Consider the following 9,435-nt stretch of genomic DNA (forward strand, 5'->3'; position numbering starts at 1 on the left):
GGGCAACGGCAAGGGGGGCGGCGGCAACGACGGCAAACCCGGCAGGGGCGGCGCCGGCGGGCCCGGCTGACCTGCGGCTTCACGGGCGCCCGGCGTTCTCGCCGCGCCGGGTGTGACGTTTTCGGCCGCCGGGACGCAGTACTGGGTGAGCCGACTGGTCATCGGCTTTCGCACGGAGCCGGGTTCTCCCCCGTACCTACGGCTCCTGCACTTGGCGCGGGCGGGACACGTTCCCCCGGTCCCGCCCGCGCCCCCCTCGCGCCTCCGGCACCGCGGGCGCCCGCGCCGCGCTCACCAGTGGACGACGACCTTGTCGCCGTTGCGCACCTGCTCGTACAGCCGGGCGATGGCCGCCTCGTCCCGCACGTTGACGCAGCCGTGCGAGGAACCGGCGTAGCCCCGCGCGGCGAAGTCGGCCGAGAAGTGCACGGCCTGCCCGCCGCTGAAGAACATGGCGTAGGGCATCGGCGAGTCGTAGAGCGTGGACACGTGGTCGCGGGACTTCCAGTAGACCTCGAAGACGCCGTCGCGCGTCGGTGTGGGGTCGGAGCCGAAACGGACGGGCAGCGTCGTCAGGGTCCGCCCGTCGACCATCCAGCGCAGGGTGCGGCTGGACTTGCTGATGCACAGCACCCGGCCCGTCCGGCAGCGCGCGTCGGGCGCGGCGGCCGGCTGGCCGCCCATCAGGTACAGCTCCCACCGGCCCGGCTCGCGCGTCATGCCGAGCAGCCGCTGCCAGGTGACGGTGTCGGTCCGCCCGGTCCGCGGCAGCCCGCGCTTGCCCTGGAACCCCTCGACGGCCTCCCGCGTGGGACCGTCGTACGTCCCGGTGGGGCCGTCGAACAGCCAGGCGACCTGCCGCAGCCGGGCCTGGAGCTCGCGGACGTCACGGCCCGAGTCGCCGGGGGACCACAGCACCCGCCCCGGCACGCCCGCCGGGCGGCGCCCGGCGCCGGAGTCCTCGTCCCGCCCCCCGGCGCCGGCCCCGGATCCGGAACCCGTACCGGAGGAGGGCCGGTCCGCCGGCGGCGTCCGGTCCGGCAGCTCGATGCGCACCGGAGGGCGCCCGTCGCCGTCCGCGCCGGCGGGCTGCACCGTGCAGCCCGCCGCCCCCCACCCCAGCGCGGCCAGCGCCGCGCCCGTGGCGACCACCCTCGTCGCCGTGCCGGTGCCGGTGCCCGACCGCGACCGGATCCGCGCCGGTGTCCGTGCCCTCGTCCCGATGCCCGTAGTACGCACGTGAGCCCCCCTCGCCGCACCGCTCCCCGCGGACCGTCACCGGAGATGCTCCCCGGCGCGACCGCTCCCGAACCAGGGGGCATGGTGGTGAGTGACGGGCGGACGGCGGCGGGACGAGCGCTGTGAGCGGGGTCCCGGCGGTCCTGTGAGGAAGCTCCCAGCGCGCGTCCCTGCACCGGATCGCACCCCGCGACTACAGTCCGTCGAAAAGCGGTCCGTACCGGCGGGTAGGCGGTCCGACCGGTGAGCAACTGACGGCAGACGGGCGAGCGGACCGAGCGACGCCGCTCGGCGGGAGGCAACACACCATGGCACGCGAGTCGGGAAGTGCTCGGTCCACCGAGAGCGGACTGCCCATCGAACCGGTCTACGGGCCGGAGTCCCTCGAGGGCTGGGACGCGGCCGAGCAGCTGGGCGAGCCGGGGAAGTACCCCTTCACGCGGGGCGTGTACCCGACGATGTACACCGGCCGGCCCTGGACGATGCGCCAGTACGCCGGTTTCGGCACGGCGACCGAGTCCAACGCCCGCTACAAGCAGCTGATCGCCAACGGCACGATGGGCCTGTCGGTCGCCTTCGACCTGCCCACCCAGATGGGCCACGACTCCGACGCCCCGATCGCCTCGGGCGAGGTCGGCAAGGTGGGCGTCGCCATCGACTCGATCGACGACATGCGGGTGCTGTTCGGCGGGATCCCGCTGGACAAGGTCTCCACGTCGATGACGATCAACGCGCCCGCCTCCCTGCTGCTGCTCCTGTACCAACTCGTCGCCGAGGAGCAGGGCGTCCCGGCGGACAAGCTCACCGGCACGATCCAGAACGACGTGCTGAAGGAGTACATCGCGCGCGGGACGTACATCTTCCCGCCCAAGCCCTCGCTGCGGCTGATCGCGGACATCTTCAAGTACTGCCGGGCCGAGATCCCGAAGTGGAACACCATCTCGATCTCCGGCTACCACATGGCCGAGGCGGGAGCCTCCCCGGCGCAGGAGATCGCGTTCACCCTGGCCGACGGCATCGAGTACGTGCGCACCGCGGTCGCGGCCGGCATGGACGTCGACGACTTCGCCCCCCGCCTGTCGTTCTTCTTCGTGGCCCGCACCACGATCCTGGAGGAGGTCGCCAAGTTCCGCGCGGCCCGCCGGATCTGGGCCCGGGTCATGAAGGAGGAGTTCGGGGCGAAGAACCCCAAGTCGCTGATGCTGCGCTTCCACACCCAGACCGCCGGGGTGCAGCTGACCGCGCAGCAGCCCGAGGTCAACCTGGTGCGCGTCGCCGTGCAGGGCCTGGCCGCGGTCCTCGGCGGCACCCAGTCGCTGCACACCAACTCCTTCGACGAGGCCATCGCGCTGCCCACCGACAAGTCCGCCCGCCTGGCCCTGCGCACCCAGCAGGTGCTGGCCTACGAGACGGACGTGACCGCCACCGTCGACCCGTTCGCCGGCTCCTACGTCGTCGAGAGGATGACCGACGACGTGGAGGCCGCGGCGCTGGAACTGATGGAGCGGGTCGAGGACCTCGGCGGCGCGGTCAACGCCATCGAGCACGGCTTCCAGAAGTCCGAGATCGAGCGCTCCGCCTACCGCATCGCCCAGGAGACCGACTCCGGCGAGCGGGTCGTGGTCGGCGTCAACCGCTACCAGCTCGACGCCGAGGAGCCCTACGAGCCGCTGCGCGTCGACCCCGCGATCGAGGCCCAGCAGGCCGAACGCCTCGCCAGGCTCCGCGCGGAGCGCGACCGGGCCGCCGTGGACTCGGCCCTCGCCGCCCTGAAGAAGGCCGCCGAGGGCGAGGACAACGTCCTGTACCCGATGAAGGACGCCCTGCGCGCGCGGGCCACGGTCGGCGAGGTGTGCAACGCGCTGCGCGAGGTGTGGGGGACGTACGTGCCCTCGGACGCCTTCTGATCCGGCCGGTCACCTCGTAGGAGTGACCGGGGGCGGGAGCCGCCCGTCCCCGGTCACCCTCGTGGGGAGTGGGCCCCGAAGCAGGACGTGGCCCTGCCGGAACCGGCCGGCGTGCGGGGGGAACTCTCCGTGGACACGCTTCTCGACGGCTGAAACACCGGCGCGCAGTGTCGCACCCCCGTGCGACACTCCCCCCATGTTCGGCGTCATCGACCTCCCCACCTACCTCGCGGGCCTGATCCTCATCGTGCTGCTGCCCGGCCCCAACTCGCTGTACGTGCTGTCCGTCGCCGCGCGGCGCGGGGTGCGGGTCGGCTACCGGGCGGCGGCCGGGGTCTGGTGCGGGGACGCCGTGCTGATGACGCTGTCCGCGGCGGGCGTCGCCTCGCTGCTCCAGGCGAACGCCGTGCTGTTCGGCATCGTGAAGTACGCGGGCGCCGGCTACCTGACGTGGCTCGCGGTCGGCATGCTGCGCGCGGCCTGGTCCATGTGGCGGACCCGGCGCGAGCAGGGTGCCCCCGGGGCGGCCGCGGCCGACACGGCCCCGATGGAACGGCCGTACCGCAGGGCGCTGGTCATCAGCCTGCTCAACCCCAAGGCGATCCTGTTCTTCGTCTCCTTCTTCGTGCAGTTCGTCGACCCGGCCTACGCCTACCCGGCGCTGTCCTTCGTCGTCCTGGGCGTCTTCGCGCAGATCGCCAGCGTGCTGTACCTGAGCGCGCTCATCTTCGGCGGCACCAGGCTCGCCGCCGCCTTCCGCCGCCGCCGGGCCCTGTCGGCGGGCGCCACCTCGGCGGCCGGCGCCCTGTTCCTGGGCTTCGCGGCGAAGCTGTCGCTCGCGGGGGCCTAGGGCCCGCCGTCCGGGGCGGCCGGCGCGGCCCGCGCGCTGCACACGACGTACCTCTGCACGCTCGGGTTCGCCACCGAGGAGCGGGGCGTCGAGCCGCTGCCCGGAGAGCGCCACGAGGGCTTCGGCCTCGCCGGGCGGACCGAAGGACGCTCACCGCACCCTGGACAGCGCCGCCCGGATCCTCGGGGTCAGCGTCTCCTCCACGCACCGGTTCAGCAGCCACGCCAGCAGCAGCATCGCCGCGACGGTCAGGGCGAAGGTCGCCGCCGAGCCGACGCCGAGGCCGCGGTGCAGGCCGTGGATGACCACCCAGCCCAGGTGCTCGTGGACCAGGTAGAACGGGTAGGTGAGGGCGCCCGCGACGGTCAGCCAGCGCCAGCTCGCCCGGTCGAGCCGGCCCAGCGCGACGGCGGCGACCGCGGCGAAGCCGAGCGTGACGACCAGGACGATGCCGAACGAGGACCGGTGGGAGAAGGCGTCCGGGCCCGGCGCGTGCCACAGGTCCCGCACCGCGTGGTGCTGGCCGGTCAGCCAGCTCACGGCGACGATGCCCCAGGCGTAGGCGTCCCCGCGGTCGCGGTGGAGGAGGTACAGGCCGATGCCGCCGATGAAGAACGGCGCGTACTCGGGCATGAGGACGAGGTCGAGCAGCGGCTCGTCCGCGGCGTCGGCGATCGCGGCGGCCATGGTCCACGCGGCGCAGAACAGGATCACCCGCCGCTGGGTCGCCCCGGGCATCACCACGCACAGGGCGAACAGCGCGTAGAAGCGGATCTCCGCCCACAGCGTCCAGCACACCCCCAGCACCCGGTCCGCGCCGAGCGGCTGCTGGAGCATCGTCAGGTTCACCAGGGCGTCGCTCGGCGAGACCGCCTCGTGGACGACCACCGGCAGGGCGAACACCGCCGTCACGAGGAGCACCGCCGCCCAGTAGGCGGGCAGCAGCCGGGAGGCGCGGGAGGCGAAGAACGACCGCAGCGGCCTGCCCCAGCCGCTCATGCAGATGACGAACCCGCTGATCACGAAGAAGACCTGGACGCCGAGGCAGCCGTAGGCGAAGTACCCGTGGAGGGTGGGGAACTGCTCCTTCGGGGAGCTTCCCCAGGCGGTGGTGACGTCGCCGCCGCGCCCGCCGTAGTGATAGGCCGCCACCATCAGCGCGGCGACCAGCCGCAGACCGTCCAGGGCGCGCAGCCGGGGCCGCCCGCGCGGCCTTTCCGTCTCCGCCGGCCGGGACGCCTCGGGTACCGGACGGGCGAGCGTGCTGGTCAAGGAAAACCCCTGGGTCTCATGATTCCGGCCGGATTCGGCCGCGGACACGCCAGCACGCTAGTCCGGCGGACGGAGAACGATCGAACACCGGGTCAACGATTCCCCGGCCGGTAGAGACGAGTTCACCTGGGCGTCGTTTTGGCTTTCTAAATTCTCCGGACATCCCCCTTGCGCGGAAGAAAACGCAACCCGTGCCGTCGCGAAGCGAGCGCGCGGCCGGTCAGGCAAAACAGGAGTGCCATGACGACGGTTCAGAACAGACGGGCACGTGTGCGCGGAGGGGGGCTGGACGACTGCCTGCGTGCCTGCGCGGTGCACAGCGGGAAACTCGTCGGCAGCGTGGACCGCCGCAGGATCGAACTCGCCGAGCAGCTCCGCAAGCTGCTCGTCGTGGTCGCCACCGGTGACGCCCCCGCCGCCGCGCCGGGCGCGCCGGGCGGTGCCGCGGCCCGCCTCAAGCGGGTCGTCAAGGGCACGTCGGCCCCCGCCGCCGGCCTCCCCAACGACGTGCTGGACGCCCTGCTCGCCGTCGCCAACAAGGCCCTGGAGTGCGGCTACGACGACGAGCTGGACCTCGCCCTGGTCATCAGCGACACCGTCCTCGCCCAGCGCAGGAACTCCCGCGCCGGCTGGCGGCTGCGCGCCCGGCTGATGGAGGCCCTCGGCGACGAGGGCGAGGCCGTCCCCGCCTACGAGCGGTACCTGGGCCTCACCGACAGCGACGGGTTCGGGGTCGCCGCGAAGATCGCCGGACTGCGCGCCGCCGGGGAGAAGGACCGGGAGCTGCTGGACCTGCTGCGGCGCCAGTGCCCGCGCGCCGAGCGGTTCGCCGCCGGCCCCGCCACCGACGTGTGGGCCGAGGGCCTGGCCGCGCACGCCGCGGGGGACTGGGCCGAGGCCGAGCCGCGCATGGTGGGAGCACTCCTCGCGCTGGCCGCCGGGCAGGCGCCGGTCGCCGACCGCCAGGACCTCCTGCGCCAGTACCTGGAACTGCGCGCCGCGCGCGGCGGCGCCGACCTGTCCGCGCTCACCGAGGTCCTCGCCCTCTACGCCGAGCAGCGCCGCAACCGGATGCGCGGCCCCGTCGCCGACCCCACCGTCGGCGGCGTGCAGTGGATCGGCCTCGGCGAGTTCCGCAACCTGATCGCCGGCAAGTCCGTCTGCCTCATCGCCAACTCCGGCCGCGTCGGATCCAGTTCGATGGGCGCCGAGATCGACGCCTACGACCTGGTGGTCCGCTTCAACTCGTACCGCATCGACGAGAGGCACACCGGCGGACGCACCGACATCCACGCCACCATCCACAAGCACGGCTTCAACTGGGACCGGCCGGTCACCACCCGGCTCGTGTTCGGCGGCGTCTCCGGCGACTGGAAGTACTCCCTGCGCAACCGCCTGGTGCCCGGTGCCCAGCGCCACCTCGGCGACGAGTCGCTGCGCTGGCCCGTGCGCACCATCGGCAGGCTCGGCACCGACGCCTGGTCGGGCATCCCGACCACCGGCTTCAACATGCTGTTCCTGCTGGACTTCCTGGACGTCAGCCCCACCCTCGACCTGATCGGCTTCGACTTCTACGAGAGCGGCGCCTACCGCGTGCCCGAAGCCATGAAGATGCCGATCACCTCCGTGCACGAATACACCAGCGAGAAGGAATGGGTCATGCAGCGGGCCCAGCGAGTGACCGACATGAGGATCTCCCTGCGATGACCACCACCCCCGGGGCCACGACCACCGCCCTCCCGGCATCCGCCCTCCCGTCGGACGCGCTCACCGGCAAGCGCCGCGTCGCCTTCGCCTCCTACGTCGACGAGAACTACCTGCCCGGCTTCCTCGCCCTGCTGCGCAGCCTCGCCCTGTCCAACCCGGGCGTGTGCGAGGACTTCGTCGTCCTCCACGACGACCTGCGCCCCGGCTCGATCGCCCGGATCCGTGCCCTGCACCCGCGGATCGTGCTGCGCCGGGTGGACACCGGGCACTACGACACGTACAAGAAGGGCGACCAGGACAACTACCTGGTCCGCAAGGCGTACTTCATCCTCGACGTCTTCCGGCTGCGCGAGTACGACACGGTCATCACGCTCGACACCGACATGGTCGTCCTCGGCGACCTCGGTGAACTGCTGCGGCTGCGCGAGGGCCTGGCGGCCGTCCCGCAGTTCTTCTACGGGCAGCACAAGCTGAACTCCGGACTGCTGGTCATCCAGCGCGAGTACCTCAGCGACGCGTTCTGCGCGAAGCTGGACGCGACCGGGCGCAGCGGCGACTACGAACTCGACAAGCACGACCAGGGCATCCTCAACGCCGTCCTGGACGGCGACTTCGTCCGCCTCGACGCCCGCTACAACTTCGTCAAGCGCCGCCTGTCCGGCGACCTGCCGGTCCCCGAGGACACCGCGATCCTGCACTTCACCGGCCGCCACAAGCCCTGGCAGGGCGGTGAGGCCGGGTACGGGCGGGCGGAGGAGCGCTGGCGCGAGTTCGAGCTGTCCGACGCCGAGTTCCAGGCCGCCTACCTGGCCCGGCCCGGCACCCTCCACCACGACCTGCTGGTGCACCTCGGCACCCCGCACGTGGCCCGCACCGGGGACGCCGAGAGCGCCCGCAAGGTGGCCGCCGCGCACATCGCCGCCGGCGACTACCAGGACGCCGTCGACGTCCTGAGCGGCGTGCACCTCCCGCTCGACGAGGCGTGGCCGCACGAGGTGCTCGGGCACGCCCTGATGAGCGTCTCCCGCTACGACGAGGCCAGGGCCCGGCTGCTGCTCGCCACCGCCGCCCCCAACCGGGCCGCGACCGCCTACGCCCGGCTCGCCCAGATGGCCTGGGTGCACGGCGAGCACGCCGAGTCGCTGCGGTACGCCACCGCCGGCCTCTCCGTCGACCCCACCCACCGCGCGAGCCGGCTGTGGGCCCGGCGCGCCGCCTCCGTGCCCGAGCAGGAGACGGGCGGCGCCGAGGACCAGCTGGCGCACGTCGCCTTCTACATGGACCGCCAGGGCAACGCCGGCGACAAGCTGCTGCCGGAGACCGTCCGCCTGGGCTTCGGCCCGGACACCACCTCCCGCCGCTGGCACTCCGTCCACGCCCACCGGCTGTTCGACGAGGCCGCCCTGGAGCGGGTCAACGCCCGGCGCGGCCTGGTCATCGGCGGCGGCGGACTGTTCATCCCCGACACCATGCCCAACGGCAACAGCGCCTGGCAGTGGAACGTGCCCGACGAGCACCTGCGCGCCGTCGACGTGCCGATCATGGTGTACGCGGTCGGCTTCAACGCCTTCGACGGCCAGTCGTACCGGGCCGGGCGCTTCCGGGAGAGCCTGCGCCTGCTGGTGGAGAAGTCCGCGTTCTTCGGGCTGCGCAACCACGGCTCCATCGCCAGGGTGCGGGCCATGCTCCCCGGCCACCTGCACGACAAGGTCCGCTTCCAGCCCTGCCCCACCACGGTCAGCCGCCACCTGGTGCCGGGCTGGACGGACCCGGCCGAGCGCGAGGACACCGTCCTGCTCAACGCCGCCTACGACCGGGCGGGCCTGCGCTTCGGGCACGACTACGGGCACTTCCTCGCGGAGATCGCCAAGGCCGTGCGCGGCATCGGCGCGCACACCGAGGTCCGCTGCGTGGCGCACTCGCTGGACGACGAGCGGATCGCCTTCGACCTGCGCCGCGAGCACGGCATCTCGCTGCCGGTGATCCCGATGTACGACTTCGACAACGACGCCATCCGGGACCTGTACGCGAGGACCCGCCTGGTCATCGGCATGCGCGGGCACGCCGGGATGATCCCGTTCGGCGTCGGCACGCCGATCATCAGCCTGATCTCGCACCCGAAGATGGCGTACTTCCTGGCCGACATCGAGCGCCCCGAGTGGGGCGTCTCCGTGCACGACCGGAACCTGGGCGCCGTGCTCACCGAGCGGGCGACCGGCATCCTGGACCGCCACGCGGCGACCGTCGCCGACGTCCACGAGCGCCAGCAGGCGCTGTGGAAGGTCACCGAGGCGAACGCCGCCGACCTGAGGGCGATCCTCGGGGAGTGAGACACGGCGAGCCCCCGCGGACGGCCCGGAGAACCCTCCGGAACCGCCCGCGGGGGCTCACCCGTGCCGTGCGCCGCCCGCTCCGCGCCGCGTGCGCGGACCCGGCGCCCGCCCCCGCCCGGCGTTCCGG

At 72.9% G+C, this 9,435-nt stretch carries 6 protein-coding genes; 4 read left to right on the plus strand and 2 right to left on the minus strand.

All coding sequences use genetic code 11. The annotated features are described in order from the left end of the window. Window positions 1–291: 291 nt before the first annotated feature. Window positions 292–1,152, minus strand: a complete 861-nt coding sequence (locus tag AOK18_RS09510) for a L,D-transpeptidase family protein (RefSeq protein WP_055694016.1) — start codon at window positions 1,150–1,152, stop codon at window positions 292–294. 395 nt (window positions 1,153–1,547) lie between these two features. Between AOK18_RS09510 and AOK18_RS09515 the strand changes: the two genes are divergently transcribed. Further along, window positions 1,548–3,146: an acyl-CoA mutase large subunit family protein gene (locus AOK18_RS09515; RefSeq protein WP_055570954.1), complete on the plus strand. Its 1,599-nt coding sequence runs from the start codon at window positions 1,548–1,550 to the stop codon at window positions 3,144–3,146. A gap of 196 nt (window positions 3,147–3,342) precedes the next feature. After that, window positions 3,343–3,996 (plus strand): leucine efflux protein LeuE, encoded by a 654-nt coding sequence (leuE, locus tag AOK18_RS09520; protein WP_055694017.1) that lies wholly within the window; start codon window positions 3,343–3,345, stop codon window positions 3,994–3,996. Window positions 3,997–4,146: 150 nt separating this feature from the next. Here the strand turns inward: leuE and AOK18_RS09525 are convergent, their stop codons facing one another. Further along, window positions 4,147–5,268: an acyltransferase family protein gene (locus AOK18_RS09525; RefSeq protein ID WP_055694018.1), complete on the minus strand. Its 1,122-nt coding sequence runs from the start codon at window positions 5,266–5,268 to the stop codon at window positions 4,147–4,149. Between the two features lie 240 nt (window positions 5,269–5,508). Here AOK18_RS09525 and AOK18_RS09530 point away from each other — a divergent pair, with 240 nt between their 5' ends. Continuing rightward, the gene (locus AOK18_RS09530) at window positions 5,509–6,975 is read left to right on the plus strand and encodes a glycosyltransferase family 29 protein (protein WP_055694019.1); all 1,467 of its coding nucleotides are present in this window, start codon (window positions 5,509–5,511) and stop codon (window positions 6,973–6,975) included. Further along, entirely contained in the window at window positions 6,972–9,305 is a 2,334-nt protein-coding gene (locus AOK18_RS09535; protein ID WP_055694020.1) for a glycosyltransferase, read from the plus strand. The genes AOK18_RS09530 and AOK18_RS09535 overlap by 4 nt, the downstream gene beginning before the upstream one ends. Window positions 9,306–9,435 lie beyond the last annotated feature (130 nt).

Origin of the sequence: Streptomyces prasinopilosus, from assembly GCF_001419695.1 — a bacterium.
Lineage (GTDB): Bacteria > Actinomycetota > Actinomycetes > Streptomycetales > Streptomycetaceae > Streptomyces > Streptomyces prasinopilosus.